Annotated in this window: 14 protein-coding genes; 7 read left to right on the top strand and 7 right to left on the bottom strand. The window is 74.3% G+C overall.

Translation table 11 applies throughout. The features are described 5' to 3' along the window. Nucleotides 1–80 precede the first annotated feature (80 nt). From AC6JBM_RS18060 to AC6JBM_RS18050, 3 genes are read left to right on the top strand one after another with little or no spacing between them, the layout of a single operon-like run. Nucleotides 81–1,082: an ABC transporter ATP-binding protein gene (locus AC6JBM_RS18060; RefSeq protein WP_497984748.1), complete on the top strand. Its 1,002-nt coding sequence runs from the start codon at nucleotides 81–83 to the stop codon at nucleotides 1,080–1,082. Continuing rightward, entirely contained in the window at nucleotides 1,079–1,894 is an 816-nt protein-coding gene (locus tag AC6JBM_RS18055) for an ABC transporter permease (protein ID WP_497984747.1), read from the top strand. Before AC6JBM_RS18060 ends, AC6JBM_RS18055 begins: the two co-directional genes overlap by 4 nt. A 3-nt stretch (nucleotides 1,895–1,897) precedes the next feature. Continuing rightward, on the top strand, nucleotides 1,898–3,709 hold the full coding sequence (locus AC6JBM_RS18050) for a hypothetical protein (RefSeq protein WP_497984746.1): 1,812 nt from the start codon (nucleotides 1,898–1,900) through the stop codon (nucleotides 3,707–3,709). On the opposite strand, the gene AC6JBM_RS18045 is transcribed toward AC6JBM_RS18050, so the two are convergent. From AC6JBM_RS18045 to AC6JBM_RS18025, 5 genes are all read right to left on the bottom strand, one after another. Next, nucleotides 3,693–5,417, bottom strand: a complete 1,725-nt coding sequence (locus AC6JBM_RS18045) for a putative bifunctional diguanylate cyclase/phosphodiesterase (protein ID WP_497984745.1) — start codon at nucleotides 5,415–5,417, stop codon at nucleotides 3,693–3,695. The genes AC6JBM_RS18050 and AC6JBM_RS18045 overlap by 17 nt on opposite strands. A 40-nt stretch (nucleotides 5,418–5,457) precedes the next feature. After that, nucleotides 5,458–6,255, bottom strand: coding sequence for an SAM-dependent methyltransferase (locus tag AC6JBM_RS18040; RefSeq protein WP_350625963.1), 798 nt, complete (start codon nucleotides 6,253–6,255; stop codon nucleotides 5,458–5,460). Nucleotides 6,256–6,394: 139 nt separating this feature from the next. After that, the gene (locus AC6JBM_RS18035; protein WP_497984744.1) at nucleotides 6,395–7,192 is read right to left on the bottom strand and encodes a cold-shock protein; all 798 of its coding nucleotides are present in this window, start codon (nucleotides 7,190–7,192) and stop codon (nucleotides 6,395–6,397) included. A gap of 55 nt (nucleotides 7,193–7,247) precedes the next feature. After that, nucleotides 7,248–8,999, bottom strand: coding sequence for a cellulose binding domain-containing protein (locus AC6JBM_RS18030; RefSeq protein ID WP_497984743.1), 1,752 nt, complete (start codon nucleotides 8,997–8,999; stop codon nucleotides 7,248–7,250). 120 nt (nucleotides 9,000–9,119) lie between these two features. Then, entirely contained in the window at nucleotides 9,120–10,004 is an 885-nt protein-coding gene (locus AC6JBM_RS18025; RefSeq protein ID WP_497984742.1) for a LysR family transcriptional regulator, read from the bottom strand. An 85-nt stretch (nucleotides 10,005–10,089) separates the two neighbouring features. On the opposite strand from AC6JBM_RS18025, the gene AC6JBM_RS18020 reads away from it, so the two are divergent. Then, nucleotides 10,090–10,728, top strand: a complete 639-nt coding sequence (locus tag AC6JBM_RS18020) for an alpha/beta fold hydrolase (RefSeq protein WP_497984741.1) — start codon at nucleotides 10,090–10,092, stop codon at nucleotides 10,726–10,728. A 128-nt stretch (nucleotides 10,729–10,856) separates the two neighbouring features. Here AC6JBM_RS18020 and AC6JBM_RS18015 read toward each other — a convergent pair whose 3' ends face one another. Then, the gene (locus tag AC6JBM_RS18015) at nucleotides 10,857–11,783 is read right to left on the bottom strand and encodes an LLM class flavin-dependent oxidoreductase (RefSeq protein ID WP_497984740.1); all 927 of its coding nucleotides are present in this window, start codon (nucleotides 11,781–11,783) and stop codon (nucleotides 10,857–10,859) included. Nucleotides 11,784–12,040: 257 nt separating this feature from the next. Between AC6JBM_RS18015 and AC6JBM_RS18010 the strand changes: the two genes are divergently transcribed. From AC6JBM_RS18010 to AC6JBM_RS18000, 3 genes are read left to right on the top strand one after another with little or no spacing between them, the layout of a single operon-like run. Then, on the top strand, nucleotides 12,041–16,777 hold the full coding sequence (locus AC6JBM_RS18010) for an amino acid adenylation domain-containing protein (RefSeq protein ID WP_497984739.1): 4,737 nt from the start codon (nucleotides 12,041–12,043) through the stop codon (nucleotides 16,775–16,777). Between the two features lie 9 nt (nucleotides 16,778–16,786). Further along, nucleotides 16,787–19,975 carry a non-ribosomal peptide synthetase gene (locus AC6JBM_RS18005; protein ID WP_497984738.1) on the top strand — a complete coding sequence of 1,063 codons (3,189 nt, stop codon included), beginning with the start codon at nucleotides 16,787–16,789 and terminating at the stop codon, nucleotides 19,973–19,975. Beyond that, nucleotides 19,972–25,239 carry a non-ribosomal peptide synthetase/MFS transporter gene (locus tag AC6JBM_RS18000; protein WP_497984737.1) on the top strand — a complete coding sequence of 1,756 codons (5,268 nt, stop codon included), beginning with the start codon at nucleotides 19,972–19,974 and terminating at the stop codon, nucleotides 25,237–25,239. The genes AC6JBM_RS18005 and AC6JBM_RS18000 overlap by 4 nt, the downstream gene beginning before the upstream one ends. On the opposite strand, the gene AC6JBM_RS17995 is transcribed toward AC6JBM_RS18000, so the two are convergent. Then, on the bottom strand, nucleotides 25,168–25,767 hold the full coding sequence (locus tag AC6JBM_RS17995) for an HAD family hydrolase (RefSeq protein ID WP_497984736.1): 600 nt from the start codon (nucleotides 25,765–25,767) through the stop codon (nucleotides 25,168–25,170). The genes AC6JBM_RS18000 and AC6JBM_RS17995 overlap by 72 nt on opposite strands. Nucleotides 25,768–25,770: the final 3 nt, after the last annotated feature.

Below are 25,770 nucleotides of genomic sequence, written 5' to 3'. Positions count from 1 at the left end.
CCCCTCAATGTCGTCCGGCGCCGGAATGCGGGGCCGCACAACGGTTCCGATGCATATGCGGATCGGTAGTGTCAGGCCCCGTGGACGACGCGATGGTGGTTACGGATCTGGTAAAGACGTATCGACCGAAGACGCCCGCGGCCGTTGACGGGCTCAGCTTCCAGGTCAACGCGGGCGAGATCTTCGGCCTGCTCGGGCCGAACGGCGCCGGCAAGACGACGACGATCGGCGTGATGACGACGAGGGTCCGGCCGACGTCCGGCCGCGGCGTGATTCACGGCGTCGACGTCGTCAAGAACGCGACCGCGGCGCGGCAGCTGCTGGCGGTGGTGCCGCAGCGCAACAACCTCGACCGGTCGCTGACCGTGCGGCAGAACCTCATGTTCCACGCCGCCTACCACCGGATGCCGCGGGCGCAGCGCGCCAAGCGGGCCGACGAGCTGCTCGAGCAGATGGAGCTGACCGCCCACGCCAAGGGCCGGGTCGACTACCTCTCCGGCGGCATGGCCCAGCGCGTGATGATCGCCCGGGCCCTCATGCACGAGCCGAAGGTCATGTTCCTCGACGAGCCCTCGGCCGGACTCGACCCCCAGGCGCGCCTCTTCGTCCACGACAAGGTGGCCGAACTGCGCTCCGCCGGGGTCACCATCATGCTCACGACGCACGACATGGACGAGGCGGCCAAGCTCTGCGACCGCATCGGCATCATCGACCACGGCAAGCTCCTCGCGCTGGACACGCCCGAGGCGCTGACCCGGATGCTGCCCGGCAACACCACCCTGACGCTGACCGTCAACCTCGGCTCGGCCACCGCCGACGAGATCCGCACCCTGCTGGGCGACGTCCCGGAGGTCGAGCGGGTCGAGCGGGTCGGCCCGCCGGCGCCGCCGCCCGAGCTGGTCGCGCCCGACGCCGAGACGCTCGTGCAGTTCCGCGTCTTCACCGAGTCCAAGCCGGTCTCGGCGATGCCCGCGGTGCTCAAGGCGATGGCCGACGGCAACCACGAGGTGCGCGACCTCACCGTCGGCAAGCCGAGCCTCGAGGACGTCTTCATTCACCTGACCGGAAGGGACCTTCGGTGACCGTCGCCACCCCACCGCTGCGGCTGCGCTCGGTGTCGCTGCCGAGCCAGATCGAGACGTTCTTCTCGCTGCTGTGGCGGGACGTCTTCGTCACCGGCCGGGAGTTCCTGCCGTTCTTCGCCCAGGTCATCGTGCAGCCGCTGTTCTCGCTGCTGATCTTCGGCAAGGTGCTGTCCGACCTCGGCTACACCGACAACGTCTTCGGGCAGATCCTGCTGCCCGGCCTCGTCGCCCTCAACGCGTTCCTGGCCGGCCTGCAGAGCACCGCGCTGCCGCTCGTCCTCGACTTCTCCTACACCCGCGAGATCGAGGACCGCCTCCTGGCCCCGGTCTCGATGGGGCTGGTGGCGGTCGAGAAGATCGTGTTCGGCGCCATTCGCGGCCTCGTCGCCGGCCTGTTCATCGTGCCGCTCGGCTTCTGGCTGCTGCACATGAGCTGGCCCGCGCACACGTACCTGCCGGTGATCGGGGTCCTGATCCTGGGCGCCCTGGTCGCGTCCGCGCTCGGCATGGTGCTCGGCACGCTGGTGTCCTCGCGGCGCATCGAGATCATGCTGACCGTCGCGCTGACCCCGCTCATCTTCACCGGCTCGACCCAGTTCCCGTTCCTGGGCATCAAGGACCTGCTCTGGTTCCAGATCGTGTGCGGGCTCAACCCGTGCACGTACATGAGCGAGGCCATGCGTGCCATCATCGCGCCGACGGCCGTCGAGTCGTTGCCGCTGTGGATCTCGATCTCCGTGCTCGGCGCGGCCTTAGTCGTCTTCACGTGGGTGGGCATCATCGGGTTCATGAGGCGGGCCCTGGACTGACCTATGCCTGAGGCCAATGTGTCCACGACTGCCCGGCGGCAGCGGAAGAACATCGGCAAACGATCCGGCCCGGCCTACGTCTGGTCCATCGTCGCAGTCTCGGCGGTCCTGCTCATCCTCGCCGGCCTCCTGATGGCCGAGGCCGGCACGAGCACCGCGTTCCTCGTCACCGCACTCGCGCTCGGCGTGCCGCTGGCCCTCCAGCTCGGCGGCACCGTCGTGCACCTCGTCCTGCGGGCCGCGCTGCCTCCGTCCGCGGCGCTGCCGCAGGTGCCGCTGGCCCCGCCCGGCGCCCTCGTCGGCTCGACGTGTGTGGTGTACCCCGCCATCGTCTACGACAGCGAAGACGTCGACGCGCTCGTCGACACCATGCGGGCCGCCGCCCGCGACAGCGGCCCCGGATTCGCCGGGCACATCGCGCTCGTCGACTTCGCCGACGGCCCCGCCGCCGAGCTCGCCACCGACGCCGCCCTGCGCGCCGAGGTGCTCGCCAAGCTCGCCGCCGCCGCCGGCACGACCCCGCTCTCGGCACTGTTCCGCTCCCGCCGCTGGAACGAGGCCGACCGCGTCTGGATGGGCTGGGAACGCAAGCGCGGCAAGCTCGTCGAGTTCGCCGCCCTCGTCCAGGACCCCGCCGCCGAGACCAGCTTCGAGGGCCCGGCGCCGGCGCTGCCCGACATCCGGTACGTCATCACCATCGACGTCGGCAACCGCCTGCCCAACGGCGGTGCCCGCCAGCTCGTCGCCGCGATGGCCCACCCGGACAACCGCGCCGAGGTCGACCCCGGCACCGGCCGGATCACGTCGGGCTTCGGCTACGTCCGCCCCTGCCACGTGCCGTCCCCGCCGCGCAGCTTCTTCGAGTGGTCGTGGCAGCCGTACTCCGCCCCGACCGGGCAGGCCTCCTTCGGCCAGCTCCTCTTCGGCCAGGACCTGTTCCTCGGGCAGGGCATCTTCGACGTGGCCGCCGTGCGGGCCGCGCTCGACGGGCGCATCCCCGACAACACCGTGCTCAGCCACGACAAGCTCGAGGGCATGTACGCCCGCACTGCCTGCATCGCCGGCGCCGTGGTCGTCGAGGGCAACGTCGAGGACTATCTCGCGTACCGCAAACGCTGCCACCGCTGGATCCGCGGCGACGTGCACCTGCTGCCCTGGATCGCCGCCCGGGGCCGCCGCGCGCTGCCGCTCATGGCCCGCTGGATGCTCACCAACGACCTGCTCGCGCACCTGCAGCCGGTCGCCATGGCCGGGCTGCTCGTGCTCGCCTGGCTCGCGGCCCCGGCCGCGCAGGTCGGCGTCTACACCGCCGTCGTCGCCGGGCTGCTCCTGCAGCCGCTGCTCGTGCTGCCGCTGATGGTCCTGCTGGGCCGCTCGCCCCGCCCGCCGCGGATGTCCCGGCGCGCGTGGCTGGCCGGGACGCTGCGGATGCGCGGCTCGCTGGCGTGGTGGCTGCTGCGGGTCGAGGCCCTGCGCGCGCCGATCTGGGTCGTGCTGCTGGCCGACCGGACGGTGTTCACGCTGGACGCCACGGCCCGGGCGATCTACCGCACCTTCGTCAGCCGCCGCCTGATCCTGCAGTGGACCAGCTCCGTGGCGGCCGTGCGGGCCGTCGGTCGCGGTGCGGCGTCCCGCTGGCGGACGATGGCGCTGGCCAGTGCGCTGTCGGTGGCCCTGGCCGTCGGCATCGAGCTGGAGAACCCGCCGGCGCTGGTGTGGTCGCTGCCGCTGCTGGCGTGCTGGTTCGTCGCGCCGCAGCTGGCCTACTGGGCGTCGCGGACCGACCGCCGGATCCCGTTCAGCTCCGGGCCGTGAGCACCCCGGTGATGTCGTCCGCGGGCTGAGGGCGGCCCAGGTGGTAGCCCTGGCCGATGTCGCAGCCGAGGTCCAGGAGCCGCCGCGCCTGGACCTCGGTCTCGATGCCCTCGACGGTGACGGTCAGGCCCAGCTCACGGCCGAGCTCGATCATGGCCGCGAGCACCGTGTGGTCGGCGCCGTCGGCCGCGTGCTGGTTGTTCAGGAAGCCGATGAAGCACCCGGCGATCTTGATCGTGTGGGCGGGCAGGTTGCTGATCTCGGCCAGCCGGCAGTTGCCCGTGCCGAAATCGTCCAGGGAGATCCGCACACCCATCCGCGCCAGGTCGTCGAGGGTGCCGAGCCCCTCCGGGTCGAGCAGGACGTTCTCGGTGACCTCCAGCTGCAGCAGGCCCTCCGGCAGCCCGGTCTCGTCCAGGATCGTGCGGACCAGCGCGGGCAGGCCCGGCCGGCGCAGCTGGGCCTCGGCGACGTTGACGCTCACGAACACCGGGTGGTCCGGGTCGGCGTCGCGCCACGCGACGGCCTGGGCGCAGGCGCGGCGCAGCACGTCCTCGCCGAGCGGCACGATCAGGCCGGTGTGCTCGGCCAGGTCGATGAACCGCCCCGGCATCAGCAGCCCGTGCACCGGATGCCGCCAGCGCACCAGCGCCTCGACGCCGACGATCCGCCCGGTGGCCAGGTCGGCCAGCGGCTGATAGTCCACGACGAACTCGCCGCGGGTGAGCGCGTCGGGCATCTCGGCGCTGAGCGCGTGGCGGGCGGTCTCCGCGGCCGCGCGCTCGGTGTCGTACACCATCCAATGCCCGCGCCGCTCCTGCTTCGCCCAGCCGAGCGCCTGCTCGGCCGCCCCGAGCAGGGCCGCCGGATCGGTGCCGGCGGCGGACCGCTCGACCACGCCGATGCTGGCCCGGATCGGCAGGGTGTAGCCGTTGTTGATCGGGAACGTGTGCGCGATCGCGGCGAGCGCCTCCTCCGCGGCCTTCGTCACCTCGTCGATGCCGCCGGTGTCCCCGACGAGCAGCACGAACGTGTCGTTGTCGAGGTGCGCGGCGAAGTGCCCGGCCCGCTGGGCGAGCCGCTCGAGGCGGTGCGCGACGGTCCGCAGCACCTGGTCGCCGGCGCGGTAGCCGAGGCTCTCGTTGACGGTCCGGAACCGGTCCAGGTTGATCAGGCACAGCCCGAGCCGGCCCCGCGGGTCCCCGGCCAGCGCCTCGCCGAGCCGCCGCAGCAGCGCGGCCCGCTGGTTGGGCAGGTCGTGCGTCCGCTCGATGCAGCACTGCCGGGCGAGCGCGGCCCGCCGCAGTTCCGCCCGCCGCAGCTCCTCCTGCGCCCCGACCGACTGGTCGACGAGGGCGCCCGTGTAGCCGGTCGCCACCGCGCCGAGCAGCTCGTCCAGGCGCGCCCGGCCGTCGGGGCGCCGCAGGCGGATGTCCTCGAGGAACCGCCGCCCGATGAGCGTCGTCGTCCGGCCGAGCAGTTCGGGCGTGGCGATGCCGGCCGCCACCAGGTCGGCGCCGAGCCGCCGGCCCGGGCCGGCGGAGAACGGCTCCGCGAGCAGCGCCTCGGCGAGCCGCCGCGCGAACCGCTCGAGCAGCGAATACACCTCGTCGGGGCTGTGGCGCAGGACCGTGTGGCCGGTGACGACACGCGCCCAGGCCCGGGTGAACGCGTCGATGCCGACCGTCCGGCCGTCGGACGGGATCACGCGGACGATTATGAGGCAAAGACCGCGCTGAATGCCAGCTTTACGGCTTACGTCCCACCGCGGCGAGCACCTCCGGCCGCGGCTCGACACCGGTGTCGTCGGGGTGCCAGGCGGTCACCGGCACCACGCCCGGCTCGACGATCTCCAGGCCGTCGAGCAGCCGGCCGATCTCGGCGCTGCTGCGCAGATGCAACGGCGTGGAGGTGCGCTGGTAGACCGTGCTGACCTTCGCGGCGTCCTCCTCGTGCTGCGGCGGCGGGGAGCCGTGCGACAGCGCGATGTAGCTGCCGGGCTTGACGGCCTCGCGGAACCGGCGCACGATCCCGGCCGGGTCGTCGGAGTCGGGCACGAAGTGCAGCACCGCGATGAGCATGACGGCGATCGGCTCGGTGAAGTCGAGCAGTCCGCTCACCGCCGGGTCACGCACGATGTCGTCCGGCCGCCGCACGTCACCGAGCATCACGTCGGCGTTGGGGTTGCCCGCGAGAATGGCGCGGCCGTGCGCGACGGCGACGGGGTCGATGTCGACGTACATCACCCGGGCCTCGGGATCGGCCTGCTGTGCCACCTCGTGCACGCTGGCGAGCGTCGGGATGCCCGAGCCCACGTCGAGGAACTGGCGCACGCCGCTCGCGACGAGCCGGCGCACGGCCCGGCCGAGGAAGGCCCGGTTGGCCAGGCCAATCTGCCTGGCGTTGGGCGACATCGACACGACTCGCTCGACCATCTCGCGGTCGACCGCGAAGTTGTGGAAGCCGCCGAGCGAGTAGTCGTACATCCGCGCCGCGTTCGGCACGCTGATGTCGATGTCTTCCGGTGCCCACTCCGGTCGCGTCATCCCCGCCCCTTCTCGTCGTTGCGCCGCCATAGTAGGGCCACATGGCCCCGGAGGCGAGGGCCCTTCGGCTTTGAACGCGGTCACGATACGCGACATCGCCGACGCCGCAGGGTGCGGAGCGCGGGTCCTGGCCGACGGGTCAGTCCTGGGCTTCGACGCGCAGTGCCCGCGCCGCGTAGCCGTCCTGGCCGGGGGTCTCGAACCAGCAGCGCACCCGCTGGCCGGGCTCGAGGGAGCGGTACGCCCCGGGCTCGGCGACGACGGCGGAGTAGTGGGTCCACACGAGGAGCCCGTCGCGGTCCAGGGCGACCACGCCCCACCCGGCCTCGGCGTCCCACTGCCGCACGACGCCGTCGCCGGGGAACAGCGCGGTCCGCCGCAGATTCCAGTACTCGGGCGCGACCTGCTCCATGTATCGATGGAAGGCCTCGACGCCCAGGCCGGCGATCCGGGCTTCCTCGAACTCGCGCAGCGGCAGCAGGTACCGCATCACGGTCAGCCCGCCGGCCTCCTCGGCGAATGCGAACGACTCCTCGAACATCGCCGTCGGCGTCGGCAGCAGGAACCGCATGTCGTCGCTGCCCGGCACCGCCCGGTCCAGCCGGATGGGCTCGTGCCAGCCGAGGAGTTCGGCGTGGGTGGCGTACACGCGGGCGAGGTTCATGAAGAACGCGAGGAACGTGTCGCCGAGGAACGCGTCGCCGACGACCATCACGAGCTCGTCGGCCAGCCCGTCGGGGCCGGCGAACCCGCGTGCGCGGGCGAACGTGGACAGCCCGTTCGTCGCCAGCGTCACCTGCCCGGGCCACGGGGTCGCGGCGAACCCGGAGACCTCGACGGCCGCGCCCCGCGCGACCTTCTCGCGCAGGTCGGCGAACGGCTCGCCGAGGTGCGCGAGAAGGTGCGACCGGACGGCCGCGGACGGACGGCTGCGCATGATGCGACCGTACTCGCCCGTCCGCGGCCGTACCGGCGTTCGTGGCGGGCCGGGCTCAGCTACCCGTGCAGGTCACCGCCGGTGTCGTGGCCGTGCCCGTGGCGAGGAAGCCGAACGTGGTCGAGGCGCCCGCGGCCAGGGCGCCGTTGTACGACTCGTTCGTCACGCTCGCCGTCGAGCCGCTCGTGGTGAGCCGGCCGTTCCAGACCTGGCTGACGGACTGCCCGCTCGCGAGGGTCCACCTCGCGGTCCAGCCGGTGATGGCCGCGCCGCCCGCCTTCACCGTCACCTCGCCCTGGAAGCCGCCCTCCCACGTGTTCGTGGTCGCGTACGACGCGGTGCACCCGCCGGTGCCGCCGCCCGTCGGGGAGGTGCCCGGGGTCGGGCTGGGAGACGACATGGACGGGCTGGGGGAGGTGGACGGGTTGGTCTGGCCGCCCTGGGCCGCGTAGTCGAGGTACTCCTCGATGTTGCGGTAACCGTCCCCGTCCGCGTCGCCGTTGTGGTCGTCGGCGTTCGGGTTGAGGCCGTTGGCGATCTCCCAGGCGTTGGGCATGCCGTCGCGGTCGGTGTCCCAGCCGCTCGGGGCGTTGACCGGCGCGGCGTTCCAGAGGCTGTTCCACTCGGTCGCGTTCGGGTAGTCGATCAGCGTGCCCGTGGTCGTGCGGGTCTCGCTCACCACGCGCGTGTCGACGGCGTCGCGGGACCACCAGAAGGCGCCCGCGCGGTCCAGGATCTTCGGTACCGCCGCGGAGGCCGAGTCGTAGGTCATGTTCGGCACGTTGAAGCGCGCGGACTGGTGGGTCGGGACCGAGGCGTACTCGGTCCACGTCGCGGCCCGGCCGTTGGTCAGGTTCGAGTCGCCGTCATAGTCGACGATGTTGCCCGACTGGTACAGGCTGGTGCCCGTCGCGCCCGTGTAGACCGCCGGGCTGCTGGAGTTGTGCCGCAGGTAGGTGTTGCCGACGAAGTTGCCGAACGCGTTCTGGTTGTCGCCGCTGTAGCCCTTGCCCTCGAAGATGATGTTGTTGCTCCAGTCGACGTTGTTCACCGCCCCGGTCTCGTTGCCCAGCCTCGGCAGCCGGCTCAGATTATGGGCGAACAGGTTGTGGTGGTAGGCGATGTTCGACCCGGTCACGTCGCTGCCGACGAGGGCGCCGTAGCTGTGGCCCTTGTAGTTCAGCCCGTCGGAGACGATCGAGTACTGCACCGTGACCTGCCCGGCCCCGTCGCTGGAGCTGATGCCCTCGTCGTCGGCCCAGCTCACCGAGGCGTGGTCGACGATCACGTTGTTGCCGGTGATCCAGATCCCGTCGTTCGTGGCCGTGCCCGGGTTCGCCTGGTCCTCGCCGGGCCGGAACTTCACGTGCCGGATGACGACGTTGTTGCCCGTCACCTTGGTCGCCTGGCCCATGATCGTGATGCCGGGCTTCGGCGCGGTCTGGCCGGCGACCGTGACGTTGCTCGTGCCGAAGGACAGCCAGCCCTGCCGCCCGGCGGGGGAGAGCCTGATGGTGCCGGCCACGTCGAAGACGATCGTCCGGCCGCTGCTCGGGGCGGTGGCGAGCCCGTAGCGCAGCGAACCCGCCTGCGGGCTGCTCGCGTTGTCGGTCAGGTTGGTGACGTGGTAGACGTCGCCGCCCCGGCCGCCGGTGGCGTACATGGCCGGCCCGGCGGCGCCCGGGAATGCCGGCACCGTCGCGGCGTTGGCCGGCCGGTCGAGGCCGACCAGGGCGACCGCGACGGTCGCGGCGGCGGTGCCGAGCGCGAGGAGCGCCCGGCGGGTTCGGGAACGTGATGGAGACATGGCGACCTCTCTGACGGGGGTGTGCGTCGCGTCGCCTTGCAGATGCGGGCCGGGCCGCCGGCATAACACGATTCGCCAACGGCTGCGCGTGCGGCCTGGAGCGCCGTGAAACTTCCGCCCCTACCGGTAGCCGGCCGTGACCTCCAGCGCGATCTCGATCGCGCGGGCGGCGAGCGGGGAGTGTGTGCGCCCGGCCGGCCAGAGCAGGTAGATCTCGCGCGGCGGCGGCGCCGGCCGCAGCTCGTGCACCGACAGCGCCGAGCCGGGGCCGAAAAGGTCGTCGAGGACCAGGCGCGGCAGGACCGCCGAGCCGATGCCCGCCCGGACCATCGCCAGCACCGCCTCGTTGCTCGTCGTGCGGAACACGGTCCGCGGCCGCGCCCCGGCCCTCGCGAACGCGTCCTCGAGCCGGGGCTGGTCGCAGGCCGCGGGCCAGGCCACCATCGGCGCGCGGTCCAGCGCGCTCAGCGGCACCGGCCCGTCGGGGAAGTCGCCGGGGCGGGCGACGAGCGCGTACGGGTCGTCGAGCAGCTTGCGGTGCTCGACCTCGCCGGCCGTGCGCCCGTCGAAGAACACGAGGTCCAGGTCGTCGACGCGCGGCGGGTCGGTCTCCTCCTCGAAGAGGCGGATGTCGCAGTCCGGGTGCTCCTCGCGCAGCCGCCGCACGAGCCGCGGCAGGATCGTGGTCGACAGGCTCTGGAAGGTGCCGATGTCGATGCGGCCCTCGCCGGCCCGGAACCGCTCGAGCGCGTCGGCCATCGCCCGCGCCCCGGCCAGCAGCTGCCGGGCGTGGTCCAGCACGACGCGGCCGAGCGGCGTGACGCGAACCGGTCGCGGCCCGCCCGGCCGGTCGAACACCGCGCCGCCCACGGACCGCTCCAGCCCGGCGATGTGCTGGCTCACCGTCGACTGCGTGTATCCGAGCCGCGCCGCGGCGCGCCCGAACGACCCCTCGTCGGCGATCGCGGCCAGGGTGGCGAGGTGGCGCAGCTCGATGTCGGCCACGGTCTCGAGTCTATCGGGAAGTACGATGGAAATGATCGGAGACGATCGCTTTCGCGCATGCCTTCGCGTGGCTAGCGTCAGGGGCATGGCCACCTTCGTGCTGATTCACGGCGCCGGCGACTCCGGCTGGGCCTGGCACCTCGTCGCCGCCGAGCTGCGCGCCCGCGGCCACGAGGCGATCGCGCCCGACCTGCCCGACGACCCGGCCGCGGACCTGAACGCCTACGCCGACGCCGTGATCGCGGCCGTCGGCGACCGGCGTGACGCCGTCGTCGTCGGGCACTCGTTCGGCGCGTTCACGGCCCCGCTGGTGGCCGGGCGGCTCGCGGCCGACGGGCTGGTGCTGGTGGCGGGCATGGTTCCGGCGCCGGGCGAGCGGCCCTCGGACTGGTGGGACAACGTGGGCTACGTCGGCGGCGGCGAGGAAGACCCCTACGTCACCTACTACCACGACGTGCCGCGCCCGCTCGCCGAGGAAGCCCTCCGCCGCCAGCGCGCGCATCCGTCCGCGGTGGCCTACGAGCAGCCCTGGCCGCTGGAGCGGTGGCCGGCGGTACCGACGCGATTCGTGCTGCTGCGGCAGGACCGCTGCTTCCCGGCGGCGCTGTTTCGCCGGCTCGTGCCGCAGCGGCTCGGGATCACGCCCGCGGAGCTCGACGCCGGCCACTGCGCGGCCCTCGGCCGCCCGAAGGAGCTGGCCGATCTCCTGGACCACGCCACGTAGCCGGAGTAGCGGCCGGTGCCGCATCCGCGACATCGTCCGCAAGACCAGCCAGGCGACGGCCGCCGCCTACTTCGTGGACATGCCGAAGCTCGGCATCGGCCGGAGTTCCCGCTGATCGGATCGACCGATCAAAGGCGGATGACGTGGGCCAGGCGGGTCAGGGCGTCCAGTGGGTCCGGCTCGGCCGGGAGCAGCACCACGCTCGTCGCGCCCGCGGCGTGGCGGGCCGCGATCCGTTCGGCGACCTCGTCCGGGGTGCCGGCCAGCGACAGCTCGCGCACCCACTCGTCCGGCAGCGTGGCCGCGAACTCCTCGCGGCTCGCCGCCGCCGCGCGGTGCCGGGCGAGCTCGCCGGCCAAGGGCAGCGGGGCCAGGTGCGGGGCCCAGTCCGGCTCGCCGATCCAGGCCAGGCCGGGGCGCACCAGGTCGCGGGCCGCCCGGCCGTCGTCGGCCACGGCCGCGGCGTCGTACGTCACGACGATCGGCGACGGCGCGGCGAAGCGCGAGACCGCGTCGGCGACGTAGGGCGGCGCGCAGGGCTCGGCCAGCAGCAGCCCGTCGGCGACCTCGCCGGCCATCGCGATCGACTTCGGGCCGCGCACGCCGAGCACGACCGGTGGCGGCGCCGCCGGGATCTCGCCGATGACCACGCCCTCGACGGCGACGTATCGGCCCGCGGCCGGGCCCGGCTCGCCGCGCAGCAGCGCGCGGACGGCGATCGTGTATTCCCGCAGCAGGGTGAGCGGGCTGGCCGGGCGCGCGCCGGCCTGGCGCATCCAGTCCGGCATGCCGTGGCCGATGCCCGCGGTCACGCGGCCCGGGAACAGCTGGGTCAGCGTCGCCAGCTCCATCGCGGCGAAGGCGGCGTTGCGCGCGCCGGCCGGCAGGATGCCGATGCCGACCGTGATCCGCTCCGTGGCCGCGAGCACGGCGCCGGCCTGGGCCACGCCGCCGCGGAACCCGAGGTCCTCCACGACCCACAGTTCCTCGAATCCGAGCCGCTCGGCCCGGCGGGCATAGGCCAGCACCCGATCCGCGGGGAGATCCCGCGGCACTACAACCCCAATTCGTGCCATGCGCTCAGACTCGCACGTCGGGCGATCCCCACCAAATCATCCCTAGGGTGCTGAGTAGGGTTTGCCCTCCCCGCGCGCCGATCGACGCCGGTTCTGCGAGGTGGGGCCGCGTTTCCCGTGATCGAAGACCCTTTGACCTCGGTAGATGTACCGAGAATGGCCTTGAATTGGTGCGGCATTATTTCCGGCAGGAAAACGGCTAACGCACGGCCGTCTGATATTGGGGAGGGCTGCGCGTGTTTCAGCGTGTCCACGAGCAGGTCGAAGAGCAGGCAAGGCGCACACCGGACCGGGTTGCCGTGATCGCCGGCACCGTCCGCATGCGCTACGCGGAGCTCGACGCCCGCGCGAACCGGATCGCCCGGGAGCTGGTCCGGGCCGGGGCCGGTGCCGGTGAACTCGTGGGCGTGTGCCTGGGCCGCGACGAGCACCTGCTCCCGGCGCTGCTGGGCGTGCTGAAGACCGGCGCCGCCTATGTGCCGATGGACCCGGCGTACCCGGCGGAGCGGCTGGCGTACATCGCCGCCGACACGGAGATGCGGCTCGTCGCCACCACCCGGGCCACGAGGCTGCCCGGCCTGGACGCCGTCGCGGTGCCGGTTGACGAGATCGCCGCGGACGCCGACGCGACCCCGCTCGACCGGCCCGGCGACGGCGCCGACGCGGCCTACGTCATCTACACCTCGGGCTCCACGGGCCGGCCCAAGGGCGTCGTCGTCGAGCACCGCAACACGATGAACCTGCTGCGGTACGAGGCCGAGGCGTACACCGCCGAGGAGCTGAGCGGCCTGCTCGCCACCGCGTCGATCTGCTTCGACCCCTCGATCACCCAGCTGTTCCTGCCCCTGGTCACGGGCGGCACGGTCATCCTCGCCGAGAACGTCCTCGCCCTGCCAGGGCTGCCGGCCCGCGACGAGGTCACGACCGTCTACGGCGTGCCGTCGGCGCTCGCCGCGCTGCTGCGCGAGCCGCTGCCGAGCGGCGTGCGGGCCGTGTTCGCCGGTGGGGAGCCGCTGACCCGGGCGCTGGTCGACCGGATCTACGCCAACCCCGGCGTGCGCCGGGTGCTCAACCTCTACGGCCCGACCGAGTGCACCACGACCTGCGCGATCGCCGAGGTCGGCCGCGACGACACCGGCGAGCCGCCGATCGGGCACCCGATCGCGGGCGCCGTCATGTCCGTGCGCGACGCCGACGGGCAGCCGGTCGCCGGCGGCGAGCTGGGCGAGCTGTGGATCGGCGGCCCGGTGGTCGCCCGCGGCTACCTCAACCGCGACAGCGGCGGGTTCGGCGACGGCTGGTACCGCTCCGGCGACCTGGTCCGCACCGACGGCGGCGTGCTGCGGTTCGCCGGCCGCGCCGACGACCAGGTGAAGATCCGCGGCTACCGGGTCGAGCCCGGCGAGGTCGAGGCGGTGCTCGTGCGCCATCCGGCCGTGCGCCGCGCCGGTGTCGTCGCCGCCGCCGACGAGGACGGCGTGTCCTACCTGGTCGGGCACGTGGAGGCGACCGGCCTCGACGAGCGCGGCCTGCGCGCGTGGCTGCGCCGCCGGGTGCCGGAGCACCTGGTGCCGACCCGGTTCGCGATCACCGAGCGGCTGCCCCTGAGCCCGAACGGCAAGATCGACCGGGCCGCCCTGCCCGCGCTCGCGGCCCGGCGCGGGACCGAGACCGCGTTCGTCGCGCCCCGCACGCGCGCCGAGGAGCGGCTCGCCGCGATCGTCGGCAACGTGCTCGGCATCGACGAGATCGGGGTCGAGGACCGCTTCACCGACCTCGGCGGGCACTCCCTCGCCGCGGCCCGGGTCTGCGCGCTCGCCGGCCGCGAGTTCGCGACGACGGTGCCGCTGGCCGCGTTCCTCGCCGAGCCGACCGTCGCCGCCCTCGCCAACCTCGTCCGAGAGGGCTCGGCCCCGGTCGCGAGCGGCCCCGTGCGGCACGAGGGCGTCCTGGAGTACCCGCTCACCCCGACCCAGCGCGGCCTGTGGACGCTGCGGCAGGTCGGCTCGGTGCCGGCCGTGACCACGGTGGCGTTCCGGGTCCGGCTCACCGGGCCGGTCGGGGCGCCCGCCCTGCGCTCGGCGCTGGCCGCCCTGGTGTCGCGGCACGAGGTGCTGCGCAGCCGGATCGTCGAGCGCGACGGCGAGCCGATCGCCGTCGTGGGCTCCTGGACGTCGGTCCCGGTGACGGAGCACGACGCCCGCGAGCGGCCCGCGGACGCGATCGCCGAGCAGGCCGCCCGGCACGCCTTCGACCTCGGCGGCACCGAACCACTCCTGCGGGTCGACCTGATCCGGCTCACCGAGACGGTGTCGGAGCTGGTGGTCGTCGCCGACCACATAGCCTTCGACGGCTGGTCCACCGGCACGTTCCTCAACGAGCTCGCGACCGAGCTGGCCGCACCCGGCACCGTCGCGCCGCCGCCGGTGCAGGTCGGCGACCTCGCCTTCACCCCCGACGGCGCCACGGACGCGTGGCGGGACGAGCTGGCCGGCGCGTCGCCGCCGAGCGAGCTGTTCTCGGGCACCGGAGGCTTCCGCGGCGAGCGGATCACCCGCCCGGTGCCGCCGGCGAGCGCCACCGCGGTCTTCGCGGACTGGCTGACCGCGCTCGGGCTGCTGCTGGCCGGGTTCACCGCCCGACGGGACGTCCTGGTCGGCGTGGTCGCCGCCCGGCGCGCCGGGCCCGAGCTCGACCGGGTCATCGGCCCGCTCGTCGACGTGCTGCCGATCCGGCTGCGGCTCGAGCCCGCCGCCACCGTCCGGGACACGGTCGCGGCCGCGTCGGCGACGACGGCCCGGGCGCTGGACCGGCCCCGTCCGTCCACGGAGGACCTGTTCGCGGCCGTCGGCACCCAGTCGCGCGGGGCGATGCTCACCCCGGTGGTGCTCTCCGCCCAGCCGGCCGGGATGCCGGTCCGGGTCGAGCGGGGCGTGGTGCGGCTGGAGCTGCTCGGCGAGCTGGGGTGCGGCGGGGCGCAGAACCCGTTGACCGTCTTCGTGAACGAGACGGCCGACGGGGTCGAGCTTCAGGTCGAGTACGACACCGGCCTCACGAATCGCGAGTGGGTGGAGGCGTTCGCGGACCGGCTCCTGCGCACGCTCGCCGAGGTCACCGCGGACCCGGACCGCCCGCTGCACCGCCTGCCGCTGGTCACCGCGGCCGAGGAGGCGCAGCTGCTCGAGCTGGCCGCCGGTCCGCCGATTCCGGCCGGCGCGCCGGCCACGGCGGTCGAGGCGATCGAGCGGCAGGTGCGGGAGCGCCCCGACGAGGTGGCCGTCGTCGGCGCCGACGGCGAGATGACGTTCCGGCAGCTGTGGGACGACTCGGCCGCGATCGCGGCGGTCCTGCGGGGCCGGGGCATCGAGCCCGGGGACGTCGTCGGCGTGTGCCTGCCGCGCGACCACCGGATGCCGGCGACGCTACTCGGGGTCTGGCGGGCCGGGGCGGCCTACCTGCCCCTGGAGCCGGAGCTGCCGGCCGAGCGCCTGGCCTGGCTCGCCTCGGACGGTGGCGCGAAGACCGTGCTCTGCCGGTCCACGACGGCCGCCGCGGCCGGACCGGGCGCACTGGACCTGGACCTGGACTTGGACCTGGAGTTGGACCTGGACCTGGACTCAGACCGGGGACCGGCCGAGCTCCCCGCCGTCGGGCCCGGCGACCGGGCCTATCTGCTCTACACGTCGGGTTCGACCGGCAAGCCGAAGGGCGTGGCCGTCGCGCAGTCCAGCATCGCCGCGCTCACCGAGGCGCTGGCCTTCGAGCCCGGCTTCGGGCCCGGGGACCGGATGCTCGCCGTGGCCACGCTCAGCTTCGACATCTCGTGCGCGGAGATCTGGTCCGCGCTCGGCGTCGGCGCCTGCTGCGTCGTCGTCGACCGCGACAGCGCGGTGGACGGGTACCGCCTCGGCCGCCAGATCGCCGAGCACCGCGTCAACGTGATGAACGTGCCGCCGACGATCCTGCGCACCCTGCTCGCGGCGGGCTGGACGGGCGGGGCGGACCTGCGCGTGTGGGCCGGCGGCGAGACGCTCGACCCGGCCCTGGCCCGCGAGCTGCTGCCGGTGGTGCGGGAGCTGTGGAACGTGTACGGCCCGACCGAGGCCACCGTGCTGTCGAGCGCGTACCGCGTCCTCGAGGTCGGCGACGCCGTGCCGATCGGGCACGCGATGCTCGGCGAGCGGCTCTACGTCATGGATCCGCTGGAGCGGTTCGTCCCGGCGGGCGTCGCGGGCGAGCTGTGGATCGGCGGCGCCGGCCCGGCCATCGGCTACCACAACCGGCCGGACCTGACCGAGGCCGCGTTCGTGCCCGACCCCGTCGTGCCCGGCGGGCGGTGCTACCGCACCGGGGACCTGGTCCGCCGCCGGCCGGACGGCGAGATCGTGTTCTGCGGCCGGCGCGACCACCAGCTGAAGATTCGCGGCTACCGCGTCGAGCTCGGCGAGATCGAGGCCGTGCTGCGCGCCCACCCGGACGTCGAGCACGCGGTCGTCACCGCGCGGGGCCAGGGCGCGGAGGCGCACCTCGTCGGCTACGTCGCCGGGCCGGTCACCGCCGAGCGGGCCGCCGCGCACCTGCGCGCGAGCCTGCCCGCCTACCTGGTGCCGCACCGCTGGGTGGTGCTCGACGCGCTGCCGATGACGCCCAGCGGCAAGGTCGACCTCGGCGCGCTGCCCGAGCCCGGCGAGGACCGGCCGCACCGGCCGGCCGAGTCGATGATGGAGCAGCTCGTCGCCGACGTCTGGGCCCAGATCCTCACCACCGATCGCATCGGTGCCGACGACAGCTTCTTCGGTCTCGGCGGGCACTCGCTGGCCGCGACCCGGGTCGCCGGCCGGCTGCGCGAGACGCTCGGCTGCGCGGTCCCCGTGCGGCTGCTGTTCGACCACCCCGTCCTCGCGAACTTCGCGGGACAACTCGAGCGGCTTGTTATGGACGACATCGTGGCCGAACCGGCCACCGGCAACTAGGGAACCACTATGACCTTGTCTGACCAGGACAGCTTACGGGCCCTCATGGAGCGGCGGGTCGCGGCTGCCCGCGCCGCCGCCCGGGCCGACGCGGAGATCCCGCGCCGGTCCGACCCGGACGCGCCGCAGCCGCTGTCACCGTCGCAGACCCGGCTGTGGTTCAACGCGCAGTTCGAGACCAACACGTCGATCTACCACGTGCCCACGGTGCTGCGGCTGACCGGCCCGCTCGACGCCGACGCGCTGCTGGCCGCGATCCGCGAGGTCGCCGCCCGGCACGAGGTCCTGCGCAGCGTCATCGCGCCGCCCGCGCACGCCGTCGCCGGCCCGGCCGACCGGATCGAACTGTCCCTTGTGGACCTCGACGAGGCCGGGCTGGACGCGGCGCTGCGGACCGAGGTGAGCCGGCCCTTCGAGCTCGACCGCGAGCCGCCGATGCGGGCCGTGCTCTTCCGGCTCGGCGCCGAGCACCACGTGCTGGCCCTGACCGTGCATCACATCGCCACCGACGCGTGGTCGCGGGACCTGATGCTCGACGAGATCGGCGCGCTCTACGCCGCCCGGCTCGGCCAGGGCACGCCGCCCGCCCCGCCGCGGCTGCAGTACGCCGACATCACCGAGTGGCAGGCCACGCGGACCGCGGACGACCACGTCGGCTGGTGGGTCGAGCGGCTGGCCGGGCTCGCCCCCGTGCTCGCCCTCCCCGTCGACCGGCCCTACCCGGCGGTGGCCGACTGGAGCGGCGGCTACCTGCCGTTCAACCTGTCCCCGGCCCTGGCCGAGCGGGTGCGCCAGACCGCTCACGAGTGCAACGCGACGCCGTTCATGGTGGTGCTCGCGGCCTGGCAGGCGCTGCTGGGCCGGCTCTGCGGCAGCGAGGACGTCGCCGTCGGCGTGCCCGAGTCCGGGCGCCACCACCGCGCGACCGAGGGCGTCGTCGGCTGCTTCATCAACACGCTCGTGATGCGCACCGACCTGTCCGGCGACCCGACCGGCCGCCAGCTGCTCGACCGCGTCCGGGAGACCACCCTCGAGGCCTTCGCGCACGCCACCGCGCCCTTCGAGCGGGTCGTGGAGGCCGTGGCGCCCGAGCGCTCCACCGCCACGACACCGATCTTCCAGTCGATGCTGTACCTGCTCGAGGCCGCCCAGCGCGACCCGGTGCTGCCCGGCGTGCGCGCCGAGCGGCTCGACGCCCCGCTCGACTTCAACAAGTTCGACGTGAGCCTGTCGCTGCAGGCCGAGAACGGCGGCTACGAGGGCGAGCTGCACTACCGCCTCGACCTGTTCGACCGGGCGACGGTCGAGCGCTGGTCGCGCTGGCTGCTCGCCCTGCTCGACGGGATGCTGGCCGAGCCCGACCGCCCGCTCTCGCAGCTCGACCTGCTGGGCGAGGCCGAGCGGGCCGAGCTGGTGGCCCTCGGCACCGGCCCGGACCTGCCCGCCGGCGCGCCCGCGACGGTGCTCGACGCGGTCCTCGCCCAGGCCGACGCCCGCCCCGCGGCCGTCGCCGTCGACGCCTCCGACGGCACCCTGAGCTACGGCGACCTGGCCGCGGCCGCGGCCCGGATCGCGACCGCGCTGCGCGAGCACGGGGCCGGCTCCGGCGCGCCCGTCGGGATCTGCCTGCCCCGCGACCGGCACCTGCCCGCCGCGCTGATCGGCGTCTGGCGGGCCGGCTCGGCCTACGTGCCGCTGGAGCCCGACCACCCGGCCGAGCGGCTGCGCTACCAGCTCAGCGACTCAGGCGCCAAGGTCGTCCTCGCCGCCGCGGAGACGCTCGACGTGGCCCGCCCGCTCGTCGAGGGCACCGGCGCCGTCCTCGTCGACCTGACCGACGCGCTGGCCGCCGAGCCCGGCGAGCTCCCCGCGCCCGGCCCCGACGACCTCGCGTACATCCTCTACACCTCCGGCTCGACCGGCCGCCCCAAGGGGGTGGAGCTCAACCACGGCGCCGTCGCCGCGTTCGTCGCCGCCAACTGCGAGCTGGTGCCGGTGACGCCCGACGACGTGATGCTCGGCCTGACCGCGCTCTCGTTCGACGTGGCCGGGCTCGAGCTGTGGTGCGGCCTGGGCAAGGGCGCCCGGCTGGTGCTGCTGGAGCGCGGCGTGGCCGTCGACGGGCACCTGGTGGCGCAGCGCATCGCCGAGTCCAAGGTGACCGTGATGACCGCGACCCCGACCACGTTCCGGATGCTCGTCGCGGCCGGCTGGCAGTCGCCGGAGGTGCGCGGGATCGCCATAGGCGAGGCCCTCGACCCCGTGCTCGGCCGCGAGCTCATGGCCCGGCTCGGCGAGGCCTGGAACGGCTACGGCCCGACCGAGACCGCCGTGGTGTCCACGATGTACCGCCTCACCGCCCCCGTCGGCGACGCCGTGCCCATCGGCACCCCGATGGCGGGGGAGTGGGTGTACGTGGTGGACCCCGCCGGCCGCCTCGCGCTGCCCGGGACCATCGGCGAGCTGTGGATCGGCGGGGCCGGTGTGGCCCGCGGCTACCACGGCCGGCCCGACCTGACCGAGGCCGCGTTCGTCGCCGACCCGGTCCGGCCCGGCGAGCGCTGCTACCGCACCGGCGACCTCGTGCGCTGGCGCACCGACGGGCTGCTGGACTTCCTCGGCCGCCGCGACCACCAGGTGAAGGTGCGCGGGCACCGCATCGAGCTCGGCGAGATCGAGTCGCAGCTGCGCTCGGCGCCGGGCGTGGCCGAGGCGGTGGTGACCGTCGCCGACCCGACCGGCGACGCGCACCTCGTCGGCTACGTGGTGCCGCGGCCGGGCTCGACGCCGGACACGCAGGCCCTGGAGACCCTGCTGCGGGCGGCGCTGCCCGACTACATGGTGCCGCGCCGCTGGATGACGCTGGACGCGCTGCCGGTCAACGCGTCCGGGAAGGTCGACCGCACGGCGCTGCCCGAGCCGCGGGACGAGGTGCAGCAGCGGGTCGCGCCGCGCACCGAGGCGGAGCAGCTGGTCGCCGAGGTGTGGAGCGCCGTGCTGAAACGCGATGAGCTGTCGGTGTACGACAACTTCTTCGCGCTGGGCGGGCACTCCCTGTCGGCGACGCTGGTCGTGGGCCGGCTCCGCGACGCGCTGGACTTCGCGGTGCCGGTGCGGCTGCAGTTCGAGCAGCCGGTGCTGGCGAACTTCGCCGCCGCGCTGGAGGCGCTGCTGCTGGCCGAGGTGACGCAGGCGTGACGGTCACCGACACCCAGCGCTCGCTGCTGCAACAGCGGCTGGCCGGGGCGCGCCGCAACGCCGCCCGCACCGCGAGCACCATTCCCGTGTCCTCCGACCCGGCTGCGCCGGCGCCGCTGTCGCCGGCCCAGGCCCGGCTGTGGTTCCTGCACCAGCTGGAGCCGGACAGCGGCGCCTATCACGTGACGGCCACCGTGCGGCTGACCGGCCGGCTCGACGTGGCCGCGCTGACCGCCGCGATCCGGGACCTTGCCGTGCGCCATCACGTGCTGCGCACCCGGTTCGTGGACCGCGACGGCGTGCCGACCGCGGTGCTGGGCGGCGCGGACGATATCCCGGTCGAGACCGACGGGGAGCTGGACGCGTTCCGGCATCGGGCGTTCCGGCTCGAGGAGGAGCCTCCGCTGCGGGCGCTGATCCGCCGCGACGGGCCGGACGAGCACGTGCTGCTGCTCGTGGTCCACCACATCGCCTTCGACGCGTGGTCGATCGACCTGGCCCTGAGCGAGATCGCCGAGCTGTACGCCGCACGCCTCGACGGCCGCCCGGCGCCGGACGCGCCCGGGCTGCAGTACGCCGACTACACCCGCTGGCAGGCCGGCCTCGAGCCGTCGGCCGCGGCCCTGGACCGGTGGGTCGAGCGGCTGCAGGGCCTGGCGCCGGTGCTGGACCTGCCGGCCGACCGGCCCCGCCCCGCGGTGGCCGGCCACGGGGCCGGGCAGGTGCAGGTGCACGTGCCCGCGGCGCTGGCCGGCCCGATCGCCGGGCTCGCCGCGTCCTGCGGGGCCACCCCGTTCATGGTGCTGCTCACCGCGTTCCAGGCGCTGCTGGCCCGGGTGTGCGGCACGGACGACATCCCGATCGGCGTCCCGGTCGCGGGCCGGCACCACCCCGACCTCGAGAAGATGATCGGCTGCTTCATCGGCACGCTGGTCATGCGGACCGACTGCTCCGGCGACCCGACCGGCCGCGAGCTGCTGACCCGGGTCCGCGAGATGGCGATCGACGCGCTCGCGCAGTCGGAGACCCCGTTCGAGCGGATCGTGGAGCGGCTGCAGCCCGAGCGCAACCTCGCCCACACGCCGATCTTCCAGGTGCTGCTCAACGTGCTGGAGCAGCCGGCCGCGCCGCTGCGCCTGCCGCACCTGGAAGCGCAGGGCATGGAGCTGCCGACCCACACGGCCAAGTACGACCTCAACCTCGCGCTGTCGCGCGGGGACGACGGCTACCGCGGCTCGCTGGTGTTCCGCGCCGACCTGTTCGACGAGCAGACCGCCCGGCGGCTGATGGACTGGTTCCTGGCGCTGCTGACGGGCCTGGTCACCGAGCCCGACCGCCCCGTCGGCGAGCTGGCGCTGGAGCCCGGCGTGCGGCCCGGCCCGGACGGCCCGGCGGCGTCCTACCCGCTGGACCGGCCGCTGCACGAGCTCATCGCCCGCCACGCCGGGTCGGCGCCGGACGCGACCGCGGTGGTCGCGGCCGACGGGCGGCTGTCGTACGCGGAGCTGGACCGGCGCGCCGGGGCGGTGGCGGCCCGGCTGCTGGCGGCCGGCGTGCGGCCCGAGGAGCCGGTCGCGGTGCTCACCGAGCGCGGGACGGCCCTGCCCGTCGCGATGCTGGGCGCGCTCAAGGCCGGCGCCGTCTACCTGCCCGTCGACCCCGGCTACCCGGACGGCCGCGTGGCCGAGATCCTCGACGCGGCGCAGGCCCGGTTCGTGCTCACCGAGGCCGCGTTCGCGGGCCGTGAGCCGTGCCGCGCTTCCGGCCGCGAGGCGATCGTCGTCGCGGACGTGACCGGCGAGCCGGCCGAGGCCGTGGTGGTGTCGATGGACCACCTCGCGTACCTCATCTTCACGTCCGGCTCGACCGGGCGGCCCAAGGGCGTCATGGTCGAGCACCGCAACATCGCGCACTACCTGCACGCGGTGGCGGACCGCATCGGGCACCACGGGTCCTACGCCCTGGTGTCCACCCACGCGGCCGACCTCGGCATGACGAACCTGTTCGGGGCGCTCGCCACCGGCGGCGTGGCGCACCTCGTGGACCGCGAGGTCGCCACGGATCCGGAGGCGTTCGCGGCCTACCTGGCCGAGCACCGGGTCGACGCGATGAAGCTGGTCCCGAGCCACCTGGAGCTGCTGGCCGCGCACGGCGACCTCGCCGCGCTGCTGCCCCGCGAGCTGCTCATCCTGGCCGGCGAGCCGTGCCCGTGGGAGCTCGTCGACCGCATCGAGCGGGTGCGGCCGGACCTCGAGGTGCAGGTCCACTACGGCCCGACCGAGACGACGGTCTCCGTGCTCGGCTGCGACGTGCGCGAGGTTCCGGCCGAGCGCCGCATCGGCACCGTGCCCATCGGGCGCCCGTTCGCGAACGTCGAGTGCCGGGTGACCGACCGGGCGGGCCGGCCGGTGCCGGACGGGGTGCCGGGCGAGCTGCGCATCGGCGGGCCGAGCGTGGCCCGCGGATACCTGAACCTCGTCGACGACCGCTTTCAGCAGGGGTGGTACCGCTCCGGCGACCGCGTCCGCGTCGACGCCCACGGCCTGGTGCAGATCCTGGGCCGGGTCGACGACCAGGTGAAGATCCGCGGTTTCCGGGTCGAGCTCAACGAGGTCGCCTCCGCGGTGCGCGGGGTCCCCGGCGTCGGCGAGGCCGTGGTGCTGCCCGTCGGCGAGGCGCACACCCGCCGGCTGGCCGCCTGGATCACGCCCGCGACGGCCGATCCCGGGGTGGTGCGGGCCGCGCTGCGCGACCGGCTCCCGGACTACATGGTGCCGTCGGCGTTCGTCGTGCTCGACCGGCTCCCGCTGACCGCCAACGGCAAGGTGGACCGCAACGCGCTGCCCGCACCGCAGCCGCCGGGCGCCGCCACCCGGGTCGCGCCGGAGTCCCCGACGCAGCTGCGGGTCGCCGCGGCCTGGGCCGAGGTCCTCGACGGCGTCGAGATCGGGCTGGACGACGACTTCTTCGCCCTCGGCGGCGACTCGTTCAAGGCCGTGCGCGCCGTGCGGGCCATCGACCCGCAGCTGCGCGTCATCGACCTGTTCACCCGCCCGACCGTGCGCGAACTGGCCGCCTATCTGGACGGCGACACCGGCTCGACCGGGCTGCTGCATCGCCTCGCCGGCCCCGCCGACGCGACGCTGACCGTCGTCTGCGTGCCCTACGGCGGCGGCTCGGCCGCGGCGTACGGGCCGCTCGCCACCGAGCTCGCGCAGCGCCTGCCGGGCGCGGCCGTGCTGGCGATCGAGCTGCCCGGGCACGACCCCGCCCGGCCCGACGAGCCGCCGCTGCCGATGGCCGAGCTGATCGACCGCGTGGTGGCGGACCTGCCGACCGGCCCGGTGCTGGTCTACGGCCACTGCGTCGGCTCGGCGGCCGCCACCGAGCTCGCCCTGCGCCTGGAGTCCGACGGCCGCGAGGTCGCCGGGCTGGTCGTGGGCGGCAGCTTCCCGGCGGCCCGGCTGCCGGGGCGGGTGTCGTCCTGGTTCCACCGGCGCTTCCACGCCACGTGGTTCACCTCCGACCGGGCGTACCGCGACTTCCTGCGCACGCTCGGCGGGCTCGACGACGACGAGGGCCTCGACGCCGACGTGATCCTGCGCAGCCTGCGGCACGACGTGGACGAGTCGCAGACGTGGTTCACCCGCGAGCTGACCCGGCCCGACCGGCGGCGGCTGCGGGCGCCCGTGCTGTGCCTGATCGGGGCGCGGGACCGCTCGACGGAGCTGTACCAGGAACGCTATGCGGAATGGGGCGCCTTCGCGGATCGCGTCGCGCTGGCGGTCCTGCCCCGGGCCGGGCACTACTTCCTCAAGCACCAGGCGGCGGCCGCGGCCGACGAGGTCGCCGGCGCGCTGCGGGAGTGGGGCGCGGGCCGGGCGCCGGAGGTGGTCAGCACCGCGGTCACCGGCGGCCGGGCCCGCCGCGACCTGCGCGAGTTCTACGTCATGACGGCCGGCCAGACCGCCTCGCTGATCGGTGCCGCGCTGAGCTCGTTCGCCCTGGGCGTCTGGGCGTACCAGCAGAACGGCCGCGTCGCCGACTACGCCCTCGTCACCATGCTGGCCCTGCTGCCCTCGATCCTGCTGCTACCGGTGGGCGGGGCCGTGGCGGACCGGATCGACCGGCGGCGCATCATGCTGGCCTGCAACGGCGCGGGTGCGGCGGTCATGTCCGCCGTGGTCACCCTGCTGGCCCTGGACCGCCTGGAGATCTGGAGCGTCGGGCTGCTGGCCGGGCTGCTGTCCGCGGTGACCGCCTTCCACCGGCCCGCCTACCTGGCCGCGGTCGCGCAGCTCGTGCCGAAGCCCTACCTGGGCCAGGCCAACGCGCTGGCGAACCTCGGCCCGGGCATCGGCATGCTCATCGCCCCGCTGGCCGGCGGCGCGCTGATCACGGCGCTGGGCATGCCGTGGGTGGTCGCGGTCGACGTGGTGTCGCTGCTCGTCGGCGTCGGCACGCTGCTGCTGGTGCGCCTGCCCGACCGGCTCTTCCGCCGGCAGGAGGAGACCTTCGTCCGCGCGATCGTCGGCGGCTGGCGGTTCCTCGTCCGGCGCCGCCCGCTCATGATCATGATCGTGTTCTTCGTGGTCGAGAACTACCTCGCGATGCTCGCCCTCGCCGTGACCGTGCCGACCGTGTACGCGTTCGGCGGCACGACGGCGGTCAGCGTCGTCACCGCGTTCAGCGGCGTCGGGGCCGGCCTCGGTGCGCTGGCCATGGTGCTGTGGGGCGGCGCCGAGCGCCGGGCCACGGGCATGGTGGGCTTCGTCATCGGGGTCGGCCTCGGGGCCGCGCTCGTCGGGCTGCGGCCGTCGACGGCGCTCGCGGCGGTGGGCAGTCTCATCTGGTACGGCTCGCTCACCATCCTCAACGCCCACTGGCTCGCGATCATCCAGGTCAAGGTCGGGCTGGAGCTGCAGGGCCGGGTGCTCGCCACGAACCAGATGCTGGCCGTGGCGATGACGCCGGTCGCGTTCCTGACCGCGCCGCCGTTCACGGACGCGGTCGCGCCGCTGCTGCGGCCCGGGGGCGCGCTCGCGGACACGGTGGGGCGGGTCGTGGGGGTCGGGGATGCCCGCGGTACGGGGCTGATCCTGCTCGCCTGCGGCGTGCTGCTGGTGGTCTGGGGCGCGCTGGGCCTCGCCTACCGGCCCCTGCACCGGATGGAGGACGACCTGCCGGACGCCTCAGCGGGTGCCGAGATCCCCGACTCGCTGGACGAGGTCCAGGCCGAGGCCGACGAACAGGTGCGTGTGTAGTCCGACGCGCTGGGCGGCCGCGATGTTCTCGTCGCGGTCGTCCACGAACAGCAGGTGATCGGGGGCCAGGCCGAGCTCGCGGCAGCACCAGCGATATGCCGCGGGGTCCGGCTTGGCCAGCCCGATCCGGCACGAGAAGGCCACGAGCTCGAAGTGGCGCAGCCACCGCCGGTGGTGCCGCTCGTAGTGGGCGGCGAGCTCCTCGGGGATGTTGGACAGCAGCGCCAGGCGCACCCCCGCGGCCGCGGCCCGCTCGAGCAGGCCGACCATCTCCTCGTCGACCTCGCTCCAGCTCGCGATGTCCGCCTCGATGAGCGCGGCGATCCGCTCCTCGGTGAACCCGGAGACCCGGCGCCAGTACTCGGCGCCGGTGACGTGGCCCGCGTCGTAGGCGACGCGCTGGTGCCAGTACGACTGCCAGAAATCGGCCTCGGGGAGACCGGCGATCTCGACGAGGGTGTCGCGACCGGCCTGCGACTGGTGCCGGGCGATGACCCCGAACAGGTCGAAGAGGATGACGTCGGGCACGGC

Source organism: Dactylosporangium thailandense (assembly GCF_059739745.1).
This window is presented reverse-complemented; position numbering and strand designations above follow the sequence as displayed.

Coding starts and splice junctions, on each gene's coding strand:
- AC6JBM_RS18050 (WP_497984746.1), top strand. CDS start 1,898: ATGCCTGAGGCCAATGTGTCCACGACTGCCCGGCGGCAGCGGAAGAAC.
- AC6JBM_RS18040 (WP_350625963.1), bottom strand. CDS start 6,255: ATGACGCGACCGGAGTGGGCACCGGAAGACATCGACATCAGCGTGCCG.
- AC6JBM_RS18035 (WP_497984744.1), bottom strand. CDS start 7,192: ATGCGCAGCCGTCCGTCCGCGGCCGTCCGGTCGCACCTTCTCGCGCAC.
- AC6JBM_RS18030 (WP_497984743.1), bottom strand. CDS start 8,999: ATGTCTCCATCACGTTCCCGAACCCGCCGGGCGCTCCTCGCGCTCGGC.
- AC6JBM_RS18020 (WP_497984741.1), top strand. CDS start 10,090: ATGGCCACCTTCGTGCTGATTCACGGCGCCGGCGACTCCGGCTGGGCC.
- AC6JBM_RS18005 (WP_497984738.1), top strand. CDS start 16,787: ATGACCTTGTCTGACCAGGACAGCTTACGGGCCCTCATGGAGCGGCGG.